Source organism: Sphingobacterium gobiense, assembly GCF_002980575.1.
Classification (GTDB): Bacteria; Bacteroidota; Bacteroidia; order Sphingobacteriales; family Sphingobacteriaceae; genus Sphingobacterium; species Sphingobacterium gobiense.
The window spans coordinates 783,497-800,219 of sequence record NZ_PVBS01000002.1 but is presented as its reverse complement, the minus strand read 5'-3'; the positions used below and the strand labels follow the sequence as shown (position 1 = coordinate 800,219).

The 16,723-nt window shown below is 45.3% G+C and carries 8 protein-coding genes; all 8 read right to left on the bottom strand.

All coding sequences use genetic code 11. The annotated features are described in order from the left end of the window. Positions 1-6 precede the first annotated feature (6 nt). The 8 genes from C5749_RS12155 to C5749_RS12120 all read right to left on the bottom strand — a co-directional run bounded on the left by C5749_RS12155 (position 7) and on the right by C5749_RS12120 (position 16,723). Positions 7-3,243, bottom strand: coding sequence for a SusC/RagA family TonB-linked outer membrane protein (locus C5749_RS12155; protein WP_245893752.1), 3,237 nt, complete (start codon positions 3,241-3,243; stop codon positions 7-9). A 276-nt stretch (positions 3,244-3,519) separates the two neighbouring features. Continuing rightward, a complete protein-coding gene (locus C5749_RS12150; RefSeq protein WP_105726391.1) occupies positions 3,520-3,975 on the bottom strand; it encodes a hypothetical protein in 456 nt (151 codons plus the stop codon). Positions 3,976-4,026: 51 nt separating this feature from the next. Then, the gene (locus C5749_RS12145; RefSeq protein ID WP_245893750.1) at positions 4,027-5,661 is read right to left on the bottom strand and encodes a RagB/SusD family nutrient uptake outer membrane protein; all 1,635 of its coding nucleotides are present in this window, start codon (positions 5,659-5,661) and stop codon (positions 4,027-4,029) included. A 4-nt stretch (positions 5,662-5,665) separates the two neighbouring features. Next, positions 5,666-8,788, bottom strand: coding sequence for a SusC/RagA family TonB-linked outer membrane protein (locus C5749_RS12140; RefSeq protein ID WP_245893749.1), 3,123 nt, complete (start codon positions 8,786-8,788; stop codon positions 5,666-5,668). Then, positions 8,788-10,356 carry a fasciclin domain-containing protein gene (locus tag C5749_RS12135; RefSeq protein WP_105726387.1) on the bottom strand — a complete coding sequence of 523 codons (1,569 nt, stop codon included), beginning with the start codon at positions 10,354-10,356 and terminating at the stop codon, positions 8,788-8,790. The genes C5749_RS12140 and C5749_RS12135 overlap by 1 nt, the downstream gene beginning before the upstream one ends. 18 nt (positions 10,357-10,374) lie before the next feature. After that, entirely contained in the window at positions 10,375-11,988 is a 1,614-nt protein-coding gene (locus C5749_RS12130; protein ID WP_105726385.1) for a fasciclin domain-containing protein, read from the bottom strand. 6 nt (positions 11,989-11,994) lie between these two features. After that, complete coding sequence (locus C5749_RS12125; RefSeq protein ID WP_105726383.1) at positions 11,995-13,458, bottom strand: RagB/SusD family nutrient uptake outer membrane protein; 1,464 nt, start codon at positions 13,456-13,458, stop codon at positions 11,995-11,997. 13 nt (positions 13,459-13,471) lie between these two features. Further along, positions 13,472-16,723 (bottom strand): SusC/RagA family TonB-linked outer membrane protein, encoded by a 3,252-nt coding sequence (locus C5749_RS12120; RefSeq protein ID WP_105726381.1) that lies wholly within the window; start codon positions 16,721-16,723, stop codon positions 13,472-13,474.

The window sequence follows — 16,723 nt, the reverse complement described above, 5'->3', positions numbered from 1 at the left end:
TATTCTTTAAAACGTTAAATTAATTCCCGTTACAAAACTTTTAATACGTGGATACGCCGAGTTGTCGACTCCTCGCGTTAAAATGGCGTCTGTAGCCGAAACCTCAGGATCATATCCCGAATAATTCGTAAATGTGTGCACATTGTTTAACGTAACATAGAACCTCATTCGTTGAATAAATGCTTTTTTAGAAACTCTTCCGGGTAACGTGTAGCCTAACGTGATATTGTTGATCCGCAAGAACGATCCGTCCTCCAGATAGTAATCCAATGGATCAGAAATCGCAATATTATTACCGGAATTCAAGCTCCATATCTGGCGGGCGTCATGTTGATCTGGATTCAATTCGGCTAACCGATTTAAATCGCTTGTTTCTAGCCCGGTATTGGGGTCAATTAGAGTAAAGCGATTCGCCATGTCGCCCAGCGAGTTCTGATTGGGTAAATACGGTCCCATAAACCGTTGGCTATTCATATTGAAAACTTTATTACCATAAACAAAGTTCAAGAAAACACTCAGGTCGAAACCCTTATAGATAAATTCATTGTTGAAGCCCCCGAAAAATTTAGGTTCAGGGTTACCTAGATCTGTACGGTCTTCCGGTGACCAGACCGGGTTGCCGTTCGTGTCGGTCTCGCCCATTATTGGCAAATACTTCACGTCACCCGGTTTCACAGAAGAACGGTCTTTTCCTTTTAAAGAAGCTACACCATCTTTTAGTGTATAACCGCCATCTCCGTTTTGCGTAAAATCGTCGGTCGTATACACGCCGTCGTATTTGTATCCATAAAAAGTACTAATCGGCCCTCCAACCTGTGTATAGAAGTTAATCCTTGATTCATAACTCGTAATCATATAATCATTTCCGGCACTACCAAAGAGACGTCCTACTTTCGACCGGTTAAAGGTTATATTGAAAGCAGACTTCCACTGAAAGTTGTCATTACGTACGTTTAACGTGTTCAAGGAAAGTTCTACCCCACGGTTCCGTAGCGTGGCAACATTCTGAAACTGGGTATTATATCCAGTAGAAGTCGGTATATTTGCCTTTAACAACAGATTTTTTGATTCATTATTGTAAAAGTCGGCGGTCAAGTTTACACGGTTATTCAGCAGTGCTAAGTCCAGGGCAATATTGGTGGTTTGCGTTTTCTCCCAGACCAGATCTGGATTTCCCAACGTTTCGCTCGGTCTGACACCAATAACTGTACTGTTGTCCACAGCCACAACGGTTGAGCCATACAATGTAGCATAGCGTGTACTTTCGATCCTATCGTTGCCGGTTGTTCCGTAGCCTACACGCAACTTTAGTTGATCGAAAATACCATTGTCTTCCATAAAGCTTTCATTGTGTATATTCCAAGCCGCGGACGCCGATGGAAATGCACCCCATTTATTACCTTCCCGAAAGGTGGACACGCCATCAGCACGAATGGTAGCGGTTACCAAATAGCGATCGTCATAATTGTAGATTCCGCGGAAAAAACCTGATACCAAGCCGTATCGGCGGGCTTCAGATTCGCCACGCTCCGTCCTTCCAGCCAAGCTGACATCCTTCAATCCAAAATTACTTCCCGGAAATTCAAAGTATTCGTGCTCTACACCATGACTTTCTTCGTATCGTACTTCATGTCCTGCCATTAAATTGATGTGATGCTTGTCCAGGTCTTTCATCCACGACAATGTGTTCGTCCATTGCCATTCATAATTTTCCGCATTTTTCATAGAACCGTAGGGACCTCTGTTATTCCTAGCCTCTCTGGTTCTTCCGTCATCCCAAAAGTCATTACGTGTCTGCCCCCACTGATAGGAACCTTGTGTCCGGAAGGTAAAATTATCCAAAAACTTAGCCGTCAACCCTACGTTAACGTTGGCTAAACGAGATGCCCTTTCCCTGCTTCGCGCATCGTTCATAATGATAGGGTTTGCAATATCATATTGAGAGTCAATCAGTTGAAGATCTTCACTAATATCGTTGTTTAGCAATTCTTGATCGCTATAGCGAATCCCGCCTGTAGCTGGCTGTAACGCCGACATCTTGAGCATCCCTCCTAGTGAGCCCCCACCTTGTCTGTTGGCATCTTGGAACAACGAATTAAAATCGACGTTCACACCTTTAAACAATTGGTGATCTACTTTGGCTCGCACACTATTTCGTCGAAAGCCGGACTTCGCCAAAATTCCATCTTGGTTCGTATTGTTGTAGGATAACATCAATTTCGTTTTCTCGTTACCCCCCGAAATATTGACATTATGTGTTTGTAACAATGCGTTTCCACCGAACACTTCCTCTTGCCAATCAATACCGGTACGCGATCCATAATCATTTTGAATGCGGGCATAAGCGCCAGAAGCAAAATCAGGCGCGGAAACATCACCTCCAAACATAGCTGCAAAATTATGCTCTCTACCAGCTAGTGTCTGGAATTCATATTGGTATTTCACATAATCTTCTACGCCCAGAAGGTCAAGCTTTCTGCTCAATTGCTCGAAACTCAGGTAAGCATTGTAATCAACAGCGGTCCGCCCAGATTTTGCCGATTTTGTGGTAATTAATACAACTCCGTTTGCTCCCCGGGCGCCATATATAGCCGTCGCGGATGCATCTTTCAAGATATCGATACCTTCGATATCGTTAATATCAATTTTCATCAAGGCGTCGTCCATTACAAACCCATCCACGACATATAAAGGTGTTGTTGATCCAGTAATAGATGTTCCTCCACGCACCATAATATTAACATCCGCCCCGGGAGCTCCACTTTGCGTTACGACATTTACACCCGCAACTTTACCAGTGAGCGCTTGCGCCGCCGTCGTGACAGGGATCTGACGAATGTCTTCTCCTCTAACTGAACCGACAGCACCAGTTAAATCTCTTTTTCGGGCTGTTCCATATCCGATTACGACCACTTCATCCAAATCGTTGTTGGCAGTCATCAATAGGATAGTCACCGGATTCTGGTTGGTTACGGTCACCTCTTCTGGCGTATATCCTACATAGGTAATCTCTAAGACATCGCCTACCTCAGCCGCAAGCGAAAAAGTTCCATTTTCTTCCGTCAGTGTGCTCGCTGTCTTACCTTTGACTTGCACACTGGCGCCACTTATAGCTTCGTTATTTGCGTCAGTCACTCTCCCCGATAAGGAAAACTCTTGCGCCTTAACCAACGAAACCATAGCAAAAAAGAGTAGTAGGCACACCACTCCCCCCTTTACGTTTTGTCTAACAGTTAGCATCATAAATGTTTCAGTTTATAGTTACTTCCTGCCAAAAGTAGGGGTCAGCGCACGTTTTACACTTTCAAAAATTGATGTATTTTATCTAAAAATTGACAAAACAACTAAATAACATGTATCCATACCTATTTCAACGGATACTTCACAAACCAGTTCTGTTCGTTCATAATGATATTCGTTAAAAAGGCATTTACCTCCTGTCCACCGGCATTAAGGTAAGCAAAAACATCCTCCAAGTGAGGGTTCTCTAATCGATTGTCCTCACTAATCCATAACTTTCTAATATGGATAGTAGGTGGCAAAAAAACCTAAGTGATACCGTATGTTCGAAGATGTAATAGCCTCAATGTAAAGACAAAAATCTTCCGGGTCACCTTGGTTTAGAGTTACGCTTCCTGATAAGGGAGACCCATCAACACTATTCCAAAAAGAGGTATAGAATATTGGATGATATATGGACCCTTCACTAAACCCATAATATTCGAGTTCCGTTATAGGGTCTCCCGGCAAGGGAGAAAGCTGTATGTCATAATACAAAATATTCTCTCCATTGGCGGTTACAAGCTCATATTCAACCTTTAACACTCCATTCGCAGATTCGTAGGTTAATTTCGTGTCATCGACATACGTTATTGGTATGTGGGGATACGAACTAAGGAAACTCCAACTAATACTCTGCCCAAAGGCAACAGTACCGGTCCATAAAAATAGGATACTTAACAAAATTTTTCTCATGACTTTGTAATTTTAAGGGTTTATAATAAAAAAATAAACGTACTTTGGTAACTAATCCAACGGATACTTCACAAACCAATTTTGCTCATTCATCATGTGCTCTCTTACCTGTTGTTTTTGACCTTCCGGGTATTTGGAGGCCACGACATCGGCTAGGATAGCTGGATCGTTCCAGCGTTTGGCGAAGCGCACCAATGCGGGAAAGCCCTTCCCCTCGCCGGCGCTTTCCATCAACCACTCTTCCACCACCAAGCGATCCAATGCCGCCATATATTCTTGCCGATCTGCTTCGGTTACGATATCGGCTTTTGATAAACCTTCCGGGAAAACCGGAGCGAGATTCACACGGCGGCGAATCCCCCAATTTCGGGATAAGCTGGAATTCATCACCTCATCATCAAACGGATACTCCAGGTTATCGACGTTACGAATCAAGTACTGCTCAATACCGTCGTTTAGCATCGCTTCGGCTTGTGCGAACTTGCCTAGGTTATTTAGTGCCTCAATCATAAAGAAGTGTACGTCCGAGTCCCGGTAAATGACGATATGCACATTATTCTTGTGAATTTCCGAAGCACTTTCCCGTTCGCGCGAAAACTTACGAATCACCCATTCGCCGTTTTGAAAATAGTAGGTATAATTTATTCCTCTATATTGATCCCCCCGCGTATGCCCATCATAGCGCAGTTGTCTTTCATAGCGTTGCATGATCACTTCCGTGGGCTTCAAATAATACAACGAAGGTGCTTCGTTCGAGAAATAACGGATCAGCCGATTGGTTTGATTCCGTTCGTAATCGTAAGGAACGATATTGATCAATCCACGGGTTTTGGTCACTGGATTGCGGGTGAAAAATTGTATCCATTCGCCATTATAATCATCGTTACCAATTTTATAACGACCACCTCCATCGTCATAGATAAACTGTATGCCAATATCCACTACCCGCCGGTATTCGCGATTCCAGAGGTATAATTCCATACGCAGCGGCGAAGGCGAAGGACAGATCATATTCCAAACCAAATCTTGCTCATTGGCTGCAACGCCCGGGAAGAGAATATTCCCCCAGTTTGTTTCAACGGTACCGTTAATACCCTCCACACCATTCTCCATTAAGGCAATCAATTGGGGAATCAGTTCGTCAAAACTGATGATCGGAAGCTCGCCGATTTTATCCAAACTCAGGTTGGGATCATCAAAATAGGCCACTTGGCCGTAAAGCTTGCCCAAGGTAAGGTAAGCCCAGACCTTATAACGAATTGTTCCAGAAATCAAAGCCCGATAGTGTTCTTCCTCTATAGCGGTTGGGTTCTTTGCCTTATAAGCGATAACCTTATCCAAGTATGCATTGGCATTGACAATCAAATCATAGTATGCTCGAGGGTTTGCAAAGCTGTTTCCCGGCTTCTCGTTAAAATTATACAAATCCCAAAGATCTTGCGGCGCATTGACCGTAGGTTCCAGCAAATCCGTACGAAGGTCCGCCAAAAATACGGTTTGATCCGCCAAGGCTTGCATTTTCGATGCGACGCCCATATAGCCGGAATATAGTTCATTGGACTCCTTCACGTAGTCTTCGTCCAGTAAGATATCGTTGGTATCTACGTCAAAGTAGCTGGAGCAACCAGTGAAGCTCAGCATCAGCGCCGCCAGCCCACTCATCAAGTATTTTCTTTTTATCCTCATATTTCTAAAGCTTAATATTCACCCCAAGTTTAAAGGTTCGGGGCAGGGGAATTTTCCCGTAATCTGCGCCCAGAAAGTTAATCGAATTGTTATAGGCAGTTACCGGATCCAAGCCGAGGTAATCGGTCCAAGTAAACAGATTCTCTCCTACGATAAACCATTCTGAATTCGATAGAAAATTGATTCGATGTTGCCCAAACTTATACGACAACGTAACATATTCCAGACGCATAAAGGAGGCGTCCTCTATCCACCGGCTAGAAAAGCGCGTGTTTTCCATGGGATCTCCGTAGCTTGCCCGTGGTACGTTCGTCACTTGTCCGTCTGCTTGCCATCGTCGCAAAGTTCCCTCCGACTGGTTGGCATAATTACCCATACTTTCTACACTTCTGCGCAAACCGTTATACATTTTATTGCCTTTGCTAAAACTGAGCATTCCCTGCAAATGGATGTTTTTATACCGAACTTGCAGCGCGGTACCACCAAATAGGTTAGGTAAGCTGCTTCCCAGTAGGGTTTGATCTTCATTATCGATTACCCCATCACCATTAAAATCAGCAAAGTGGGCATCACCGGCCGCAAAAGCCTGATTTCTAAAATCGCTAAGGCCTAGTGTTGAGGCTTCAGATTGACTGGCGATGACGCCTAGGTAATCATGACCGAAGAAGGAAAGAGGGGCTTCGCCTAGCCGATTGATGCGTGTAAGCCCATCGGGCTGCCGCATCAACAAATCCGCTCCGTTCACCAAGGCTTTTACCTCGCTATGCAAGGTGGATAGGTTCCCGCGCCAGTTGACCGACCAGTCGCTCTTATCCAGCATCGTCAGGTTCACATCCAGTTCCAGTCCGCGGTTATGGATTTCGCCGCCATTCATATAGATGTGCTCAATCCCACCAACAGGCGATACCGGAAACGCATTTAAGAGGTTGCTGGCTTTATTAAAATAATAACCTAGGTTTACGTTCAATCGTTGATCCAAACCCGAGTAAATCAAGTTAGCTTGCCAATTTTCATTGTCTTCCCAAGTGATACCTTCATTGGGGATATTGCCCACCACAATCCCTGCAAGTTGACGAAAAAGCTGGCTGCTATAGAACGGTTGTCCGATTTTTGACGAGAAACGGCTGTTTCCGGTTTTGGCATAGCCCAGTTTCAAGACGAGGTTGTTCAGGGAGTTTATATCCCGAAAGCCGGCCATATTCGACAGTAAAAAAGAGAGATCAGCCGCGGGGAACAGCCCGAAGCGATTCGCATTCGCACCAGTAACCGAGGTTCCGTCAACGCTGACACTCACATCAAGTTTTGCCAAATTTCGCCAATTGTACTCCGTATAACCATAGATATTCATCCAGTTCCACCCCTCGCTATAGCCGTAAAACAGTCGGCCATCATTGTTTACGTAGTTCAACGTACGATAAAAGTCTGAGCTCGTATTCCGTCCGGTTCCCGCATCATATTCTCCTGAATTGAGTAAACCTTGAATCCCGCCACCAAACCGCGCCGCATCTCGGCCCCATGTTTTGTCATAGGTACCGTAAACATTCCAAGAAATATTGGCGTTTTTTCCACTACCAGCTCGGGCGGTGTTCAGCGCGATGCCATCCTCCATAGCCACTATGGTATGGCTGGAAACTCCAGGAATGAAGGCCGCCTGACGCGTATAATTGGAAAACAATCCCAATTGTGCATTAAAGCGTAGGTTTGGCTTTGCCTGGTAGCCCAAGTTCCCCTGCACAAAAACATCGTAGATATCCGATTTAAAATCTGCCGTATGCAGCAAAGCCAACGGGTTTGTAACATCAAACTGCCCCACCACATCGAATTCAGGCAAGATATTGTTGAGTTGATCCTTCGCGTAAGGACTCAGAATCGGTGCACGGTGCAGCGCCGCCAACAACGGGTTGGTTGCTGGCAATATCCCTTGTTCCTGCATTCTTCCGGTATTGTAGGTCAATGCAGACACAGCCGATAAATCAAAATTCCCGCCGAGGTTAATATTCGCATTTAGGCGCGTACTGTAGCGGGTATTGACCGTTCTATCCAATGTCCCTTGCTGGCTCAAAACGCCCAAGGACAAGTCGTATTTTGCCACCGCATCCCCTCCTTTGATACGTAAGTGATTATCCGTCACAAAGGCATTCCGGTAGATGGCATCCTGATAGTCCGTTTCATTGTTATACAAGTAATTGTAATAATAATCCGGATCCTCGCGCAGAAAAGGGAATTTAGCCAAGAACTCGCCGGCATCTTCAAACTGCGTCATACCAATCGTTCCCAAAAGGTTTTTATACTGGCTACCATTAAGCATCGGGACAGTTCGATAATTGTGGGCGATACCGTAGTTGCCGTTGAACTCTACCACGGTTTCCATATCATCGGCGGCGGAAGTTTGCAAAAGCAAAACGCCGTTTGAGCCTAGCGATCCATACCGCGCGGTTTCCGCACCTTTTAGTAGGCGAACACTAATAATATCCTTTAAGGCGACCGCACCAAACGGACTTCGAGCATAGCCACCGATAATCGGGGAATTAGCTAAGTCCGGCAAAAAAGGTGTCCCGTCAATCACCATCAAGGGGGCATTGTCCGCTTCAAAAGAACGAACACCCCGAAAATTCATCATCCCTCCCTCGGAGGCCATGCCACTTTTATTCAGCACCCGCATCCCGGCCATTTCACCAATCAAGCTTTGCTCCACATCAATTGCTCCATCTCGAAAATCGATATTGGATAATACCGCGCTATTTCGATCCGAGAAACTCCCCTCCGCAACATTCACGTAATTGGCTCTACCTTCCCCGATCAGGGTGATTTCCAAGTTCGTTCGTCCCAACAGCGCCAGTTTCACTTCGTAATAGCCTGGACTCCACACGCGGAGGATGGCGTTTCCAACATCCTCGACGTCTAGGTTAAAGGTACCATCCGATGCGGTACGTGTATTGCTCGTGGTATTCAATATGCTTACCACCGCGTTCCCCACCGGCTCACCATCGTAACTGCTCAGCACCTTACCACGTATCTCCGTCTGGGCGAACGCTATCGACCCCACCAGCACAAAGACACTCAGCAGTAGATGGCGCACCTGTATCATTATTACATTCCTCATATAATCAGCTAATATTCTTGTCATTAATAGTTATTTTCGGTTGGCACTAAAGTCCAGTGATAAGGGATTATACGTTCTACCGAACTTTTACCCAATCCGGCGAACTCTACTGTTAATTTGAAAGACCGAACCTCGTCACCATCAATCACCACCGGTCCAACCAGCCCCCCCCAACCGTTGTATCGCGTACCGGGCACCACATTGGTACTTCGGTCATAATGCCACGGTGTTGCGGGTTCTACATTCAGCATTTCCGCCACTGGTACATCGTCTACATAGATATTAACAAAAGGATGACTAGTATGACGGAAGCCCATATAGAGGTTATATTCACCAGGAGGTACTTCCACCACTTTATAACCGGTTGATCCATCGGGTTTCTGCTCTAACATAATGGGCGTGAACTCAATCGAAGCCGGCAGTCCGTCATCCAAATCTCCGTGTATGTGTAAGGTTCTATAAGTGACCTCTATTCCTAAGGTGGGGAAACCAACCGTTAAGTCGTCATTTAATTGCATCCTTGTCACATTGTTTAGGGTAAATAAGGCATCTTTTTCCGCATCCGGCACAAACTCGTAGTAGTGGAATAATTGCTTAATCATATCAATGTGTTCATAATTTGGGATTTTTAACTTGGTAATATCGTAGATACGCCCGTTGCTCATCCGCTTATAATCCCGATCGACAAGCTGCACGGAGGGTTTCCATAACTTTCCAAAAGCCGAAACAATATCCTCTTCGAAGCTGCTTTCTATCACTTCATTATAAAAAATCGCATCCTTGATCCAAGCATAGGCTTTTAAGGTATCCTCTCTTAGAAACTCCTTGCCAAACTGATCGTACAGCTCCGCCAGATCATCGAAACAGCTGGTGATAACCTGGTTACTGGGCATGAACATGGTTACGTTGGCAAACTCCGAACGAAAATTCACGCGATCAAAAATGGGGTTCGTAATGACGAACAGCGAGTCATAGACTGTATTCCCCGTGGGATCTACCCCAACCGGAATACTGTTTTCCAAATCGAAAACTGTGTCGTTCATCGCCAAAAGGGTGTCTCGAATCAGTGAGTAATCATCTCCCAGTTCTTCGATATATTCATAAATACTTTTGTCGGGTGTCAAGATTTGATCAACCTCGTGCACTACTCCATTTTGGCAAAGTTGGTTTCCGTTCAGCACCTGAGCATCTCCCACCATCACCTGCTCTCCCGCTCGTTCCACCGTCAAATACTTACCGTTGAAAGTCATCACCCGCAGCCCACTCTTCAGCTTCGTATTGTCGTACATCAAACTATTAATATGATAGCTTAAGACAAATTTTAGGTCCTCCTCCATACTGTTCAATGCGGCCATTCTCTCATTAGAGACCACCCAAACCGTTAAACTCTGATCGCGTTCCAATTCATCCGCCAGGCCAAATTCTTCCAGCTTAGACACAAATTCGGAATACTGCGGTTTCGATTTTAGGTATTCGAGCAAATTCAATGGCGAAGCATTCTGCTGCTCTTCGCTGTAATGGGCATTCCAATTTTTCTGACAGGCTGTACTTAGTAATAATACCGTCCATACAGCATACATTATTCTTTTCATAACCTTCCCTTTTTATTGTTAGTCTATCGGATCCAATTGCAGGTAATCCATCGTGATGAGTCCACCATCTAAGGACAAAATTCGCAATGTATGATCCGTTGTTTCCGTAAATTCTATCGTACCCAAGTTTTGCGTCAAATTGCGATCTTCTCTAGAGTTGGAAATCACCAAACGAGAATAAATCATCTGGCCATCCATGATAAAAGCCACAATACCTGTATGCGACGAATATCGTGTGCTCGGCCAGACAAAGGATACGCGGTATCGACCGCGAACAATAGTCGGACTTTTAAATTCTATCCAACCGGATTCGCCAAGTTGAGCGCGCAGGTGGTCGTGATTCAAACATTGGTACCAATTTCCCTCGGTTGGGCGATTGTTTCTATAGACCACTTCGCCCGTAGCATATTCCGGCTGCGCATTCCAAGTGATGTTCGTCAGTTCATTGGGCGTAAAGGTTTTATTGTACTGTGAGCCTAGATTATTGTTACGGTATTGACTGACATTAGCTTCAATATCCGGATAGTCGGTAAACTCCCATATGACCCGTACCTGCTCAGGTAAAAACACGGGCATCCAATTATCTACCTCGTGGACAACGCCATTTTTACAGGCAATGTTGATCTCCACAAAAGAAATTTTTTCTCCGCTTTCCAAATCTTCATTGAGCACCAAGCCACTTCCGCCGTCAGACACTTTTACCAATTCGTTGGGCGCCATGGTCGCAAAATTCATTTTGTAGGCACTTTCCGGAAACTTCCCAAGATCTGCATAAGCGCGCTGTTGCTCCATCAAGTGATAGGCTACGTATTTATTCAAGCTGTTTGTAGGCTCAGTGTAATCCGTGTCTGTCACTTCCAGCCTGTCTAGTAAATCCTGGACCGAGGTTATTCCTTCCTGAGCAAATGTTTCATTACTCACCACAAAAGCGGTGTACCTAAAACGCTGTTGTATGGGATTCCCCATAGGGTCTGTCGTTTCGGTGTAGACTGTTGAGAGCCGTTCCTCATAGCCGGTCATACTGATCAGTTCGCGAAACAGAGTCCAGTTTGCGCGTTCCTCAAAACGATCGAATACGGTTTCTACAAGCGGAATCAGGACATCGTCAATACTGTGAATCACGCCATTTGTGGTCCGAATATCATATTCGTTGAACCGAGCTGCTCCGTTGAGGTAGATGGCCTCTGTTCCTCCGTCGCGAAACTCGACAAAGAGGTTATCATCGGTTGCATTTAAATCGTTGATTGCGCCACTCTCAAACTGTGCAAACTCAATCATCACCGTCGGGATGAGGTGATAGCGCACCAAGTAATTGGCATCGTTTTCCGAAAGTTCCGCCACACTGTTGACATTGATCGCTTGTAAATAGCGTTCCACCCCCTCATTTACCGGAGCAAAAAAGGTATAATTTCCCGACAGATTCAAGGTATTGTAGAGGTTGGCCTTCTCCATCACCTCTACCCACAACCCATAACGATCCTTATTTTCCTTCAGGTATAAGCTAATTGGCACCTCTTCATAGGCGGTATAGGTATCTCCGTCAAAGGCGTCCTTACAGCTGACGCCCAGCATCAACAGGCTGCATAACAAGAGCTGCAGCATCCGTATCCCTGTAAACTTCTTTTCTTTCATCTTTCCTTAATTTAAGTGTTGATAGTAAGGATTCTGCACCAGCAGTCGATTAAATTGTATCTCATCCGCGTGTATGGGCAGGTAATGTGCATTTTCATTCAGCAGTTGCGCTCGAATTACCGGCGCTGAAGCTCCTGGGCTTCCTAGCAGAATCTGCTCGATAAAATAGTCTTTATAAGCATAGTTATTTCGTTGCGCAACACGTAACAAATCAAACCAGCATTTTCCTTCGCCGAGGAATTCCTTTGCGCGTTCTTTCAATAAGGCATCCAACATCAGGATTTCCGTATTGCCGGGATCCAGCGGCAAAGAAATACCTGCGCGCTGACGAACATCCGTCATCAGCTCCAGTGCTTCCGAATAAAACGACTCGCCCTTCATGATCAAGGCTTCTGCTTTCATCAGGTAGATGTCCGCCATGCGATACACAATCCAATTCTGATCAGAAAAGGAACGTGGCACGCCAGTTCCGGCTTCCGCCCCCAAATACTTCCATATCTTCAGATCATTGGAGTACGTGGCACCCTGTCCCCGAATATCGTCCATATCCTCGGCAAATAATGAAAGCATATAATTGGAGATAATCCAATTGTAGGACGGGCCAAACTTATCTACCAAATTGTTGGTTTGCGCCTTCGTGTTATCAAACTGTATTTCATAGATTCCTTCATTGGTATTGCCTTCACTGAAAATCGTAAACCAGTTATTCTTGGTGTTCACCATACCCTGTATCAAACCTACTCTGCCGGATTCCATTACTGCATTGCACGAAGTAATCGCCAAGTCATATTCCCCAATCCACAGGTAGGCATCGGCCAACGCGGCATGAATCGCCCAGCGCGTAGATCTACCTTTGGTTTCCCAGGCAGTCGGCCAGGTATCTTTGGTATTCGCCAGTGCGCTTGTAAAGTCGTGGACAATCTGGTTAAAAAGCTGATCCTTTCCAGACTTCGCCACCTCATAGGCCAGCTGATCGTCCATATAAGGTTCCAGAATTAAGGGGGCATCTCGCCAGGTACGTACAATATAAAAGTAGCATAAGCCTCGGAGAAAGTAGGCCTCTGAAAGGTAGGATTCCATGACTGCCCGACTAAAGGAAGGATCCCTGTCCATCACATCCGGCGCATATTTCAGCACCATGTTTGCATAATTGATAATCTGGTAAAAATTACTCCATTTGACTAAGCTATTACTCGGCAAAACCGAAAAGCTCTTTATACGCAACAGGTCTACGTTAATATAACCGCCCAGACTTAACGTGTTTCCACGTGACTCGCCGTAAATCAGCATATCCTCTATTCCCTTTTGCAGGCCGACATAGGCGGCTCCCAGTACAGCCTCCACTTCTTCCTTGTTCATCCAATACTCATCCGTTACCTGCTGATTTTCTGGCTTAATATCCAACCATTTCTGACAGCTTATCGTGCTCAACAACACAAAAATCATCAAAAGTTTCGCTATTATTTTCATAATCTATACGGTCTTAAAAGTTCACATTTATTCCCAAAGCAAAACGACGAGGTCGCGGGGTATTTGCATTATCCTGACTTAACATATAAACATTGCTGGACAGTGCTACTTCCGGGTCCTGTCCGGAATAATTTGTCCAAGTATACACATCTTGGAGGGTGGCAAATACATCAAAACGAGTCAACCCAAAGCGTTCAATAAAAGGCTTAGGTAAGGCATATCGCAGGGAAATCATCTTCAGCCGTACAAAGGAAGCATCTTCCACAAAGCGATCGGATCCTAGGTAGTTAAAGCCTTCTCCATAAAGCGCTCTGGGAATCATAGTAGCATCGCCCTCGTTGCGCCACCTGCCGAGCACTGCCGTACTCTGATTGCTTGTTCCGCGCATATTTTCGGTATCCATCCGGACAGAATTGACCACTTTTTGTCCAAAACGGCCATGGAAAAAGGTACTCAAGCGAAATCCTTTATAACGAATATCGATACCCCCGCCGGCAGTAAAAAGCGGCATAGCATTTCCTAGGTATACAATATCATATTGATCAATAACTCCATTGCCATCCACATCTTCATAACGCGCGTCACCGGCAAAGACCCTGCGATTTCCATTGTGCATATACACGGTCTCCCCATTTATATTCCGAATGAGATTTCCATTAAGATCGCGCGCCAGGGTCTCTTCCTCATTCTGGTAAAGCCCTAAGTAACGGTAGCCATAAAACGAACCTAGCGGATTACCCTCTACAATTTTGTGCGCGTAATTTCCATTTTCGAAATTATACCGCTCAAATTCCAGATTATCCGGCAGGTCCAAAACGGTATTTTTGTTTCTGGAGATATTCACATGACTGAAGGACAGGCCGAAATCTTTACTGCGAATAGCTTCCACGTTAAAAATCAATTCCCAACCTTTATTCTGCATTTTCCCTGAATTATAAAAGCTGATTTCAGAAAAGCCAGTAGATGAAGGTAACTTCACATCTTTCTGTAACAGATCCGTCGTAACCCGATCATACCATTCTGCAGTAATCATCAAGCGGTCCTTAAAAAAGGAGAGATCGACACCAATGTCCTGCTGAGTAACGGTTTCCCACTTCAAATCGTTCAGCTGTATGGTGCGCGGTGATATGGCCACCATATCCATATAACCCGGCGTTATTGGTTCCAGTCTTCCCATATAGGTAAAGCTCCCACTCGGCGCGTTACCGGTTTTCCCCCAGCTGTAGCGAAGCTTCAGCATATCGACCACACCCCACTTCTTTATAAATTCTTCATCACCTAAGTGATATGCCACACCAACGGCCGGAAAACCTTTCCAACGATTTTGCGGGGCAACCGCCGTACTCGCCTCCCACCGATAAGTTCCGTTAATCATGTACTTGTCTTTAAAGGCGTAGTGCAAACTAGCGATTGCGCCGATATCCCGCCCGAGGGAGTTTCCGGATCCCATGTTGGCCACAGCACCTCCCGCAGTCGGATCACTTAATGAGGATGAGGCATTTCCCGAAGTTTCACTCGCATAACTGAAGTTTCTAGACTCCCGGGTTTGCAACAAGCCCGTCCCTACGACGCTGTGATTTTCTTGAAAAGTTTTGGCATAGATAAATTTATTCTCGGTAGAAATATAGAGGTTATCCGTCAAGGCATCCGAACTTCGGTTAAACCATGGGTCTGTCCAAATAACGCCTGTTACCGATTGCGGCAGGTACTTCGTGTTTTTTGTCGACCGCGTATCAAAACCTACCGTACCAGTATATTGTAATTCCGGAAGTATTTGATACTGCGCTCTAAAAATAACCCGTGCTTGTTCGCCGGAGGTTTTGTTTATCGATTCATTGACCATCGCTACTGGGTTAAACATGCTCGATTTATCATCACCGGTAAAACTTCCCTGAAAATTCAACCGCGGTGTGAAATACTCGTTTGTATAGTTTCCATAGTCATCCATATAATACGGACTCATATTCGGCATCTTGATCATTGCCATGGCTCGCGGCGTTTTTACATTCCTTCCTGTCCAAAAATTTTCCCGTTCGCTCAGGGAGTAGGACATATCTGCGTTGATGTTAAATTTGCTTGAAAATTTGTAGTTTACACTCACCAACGTATTATAGCGGCTCAGGCCTGTTCCCTTAGTGGTGCCGATGTCATTGAGGTAGCCTAATGACACCCGATAAGTTGCCTTATCACCACCCCCACTAATGGATAGCGAGTTGTCTACGAAATGTCCAACACGAGTTACTTGATCCAACCAATTGGTATTCTGATTATATTCCTTAAAATAAACCCAGGAAGGGTCGTAATTAATCTCTTGCGTATTATACAGCAAGGAAAGATAGGCGGACGCATTTTGAAAGCCCAGATCGTTCACGGAGTTCCATACCGCATCCTGTATCATCGCTACGTATTGCCCCCCATCCAGCATAGGAATGGTTTCCGCCTCTCGCTTGACATCAATTTTACTGGAAAAGGCAAACTGTGTCTTTCCTTGACGCCCTTTTTTCGTTGTGAACAAGAGTACACCATTCGCACCTTTGGAGCCCCAGATAGCCGTCGCAGCAGCGTCTTTTAATACTTCGATGGACTCAATATCCATAGGTGAAATATTGACCAAGGCACCGAAATCCTCATCGTTGGCGGTAGAGAAGTTGAAATCGTCCGAAATTTCGGTCGGATAAGGCACCCCATCCACCACGATCAAGGGCTCTGAGTTCCCATTGAGAGAGGATGTACCGCGGATCCGAATAGAGCTTCGCGCACCGGGATCGGCACTTGAGATGATATCCACATTGGCCAAACGACCTTGCAGACCGGCCTCTATGGAAGCAAAGGGCATGGTCTCCAAATCTTTCATATCGATACTCTCGGTTGCTGACACCTGGTTACGGTACGAGATGCCCATAGCATTTTTTTTCTGTCCGGCACCGGTGATCACCACTTCTTCTATAGATGTATCGTCAACTTGTAAACTAATATTGATTTCCTGCTGACCGGTATATGGTACCCGCTGAGAAATAAATCCTATACAGGCAAAGACAATCGTTAAATTATCTTCGACAGGAACTTCTATACTAAACTGCCCTTGCTCATCCGTAGATGCGCCACGCAGGTTTCGCTCGTCCTTGTTCTCCACAAACACCGATGCACCGTGCAGAGGATCTCCCTCCTGAACCTTAACCACACCCGTCAACACATTGGCTTGCTGCGCAATTGCCGAAAAAGCAAGCCCCATTGAGGTTATAAAAATTACTATGTATCTCCTCAT

What these genes read in the sequence shown, in the direction of transcription:
- C5749_RS12155 (WP_245893752.1), bottom strand. Translation starts at nt 3,243, where the DNA reads ATGATGCTAACTGTTAGACAAAACGTAAAGGGGGGAGTGGTGTGCCTA.
- C5749_RS12150 (WP_105726391.1), bottom strand. Translation starts at nt 3,975, where the DNA reads ATGAGAAAAATTTTGTTAAGTATCCTATTTTTATGGACCGGTACTGTT.
- C5749_RS12145 (WP_245893750.1), bottom strand. Translation starts at nt 5,661, where the DNA reads ATGAGGATAAAAAGAAAATACTTGATGAGTGGGCTGGCGGCGCTGATG.
- C5749_RS12140 (WP_245893749.1), bottom strand. Translation starts at nt 8,788, where the DNA reads ATGACAAGAATATTAGCTGATTATATGAGGAATGTAATAATGATACAG.
- C5749_RS12135 (WP_105726387.1), bottom strand. Translation starts at nt 10,356, where the DNA reads ATGAAAAGAATAATGTATGCTGTATGGACGGTATTATTACTAAGTACA.
- C5749_RS12130 (WP_105726385.1), bottom strand. Translation starts at nt 11,988, where the DNA reads ATGAAAGAAAAGAAGTTTACAGGGATACGGATGCTGCAGCTCTTGTTA.
- C5749_RS12125 (WP_105726383.1), bottom strand. Translation starts at nt 13,458, where the DNA reads ATGAAAATAATAGCGAAACTTTTGATGATTTTTGTGTTGTTGAGCACG.
- C5749_RS12120 (WP_105726381.1), bottom strand. Translation starts at nt 16,723, where the DNA reads ATGAGGAGATACATAGTAATTTTTATAACCTCAATGGGGCTTGCTTTT.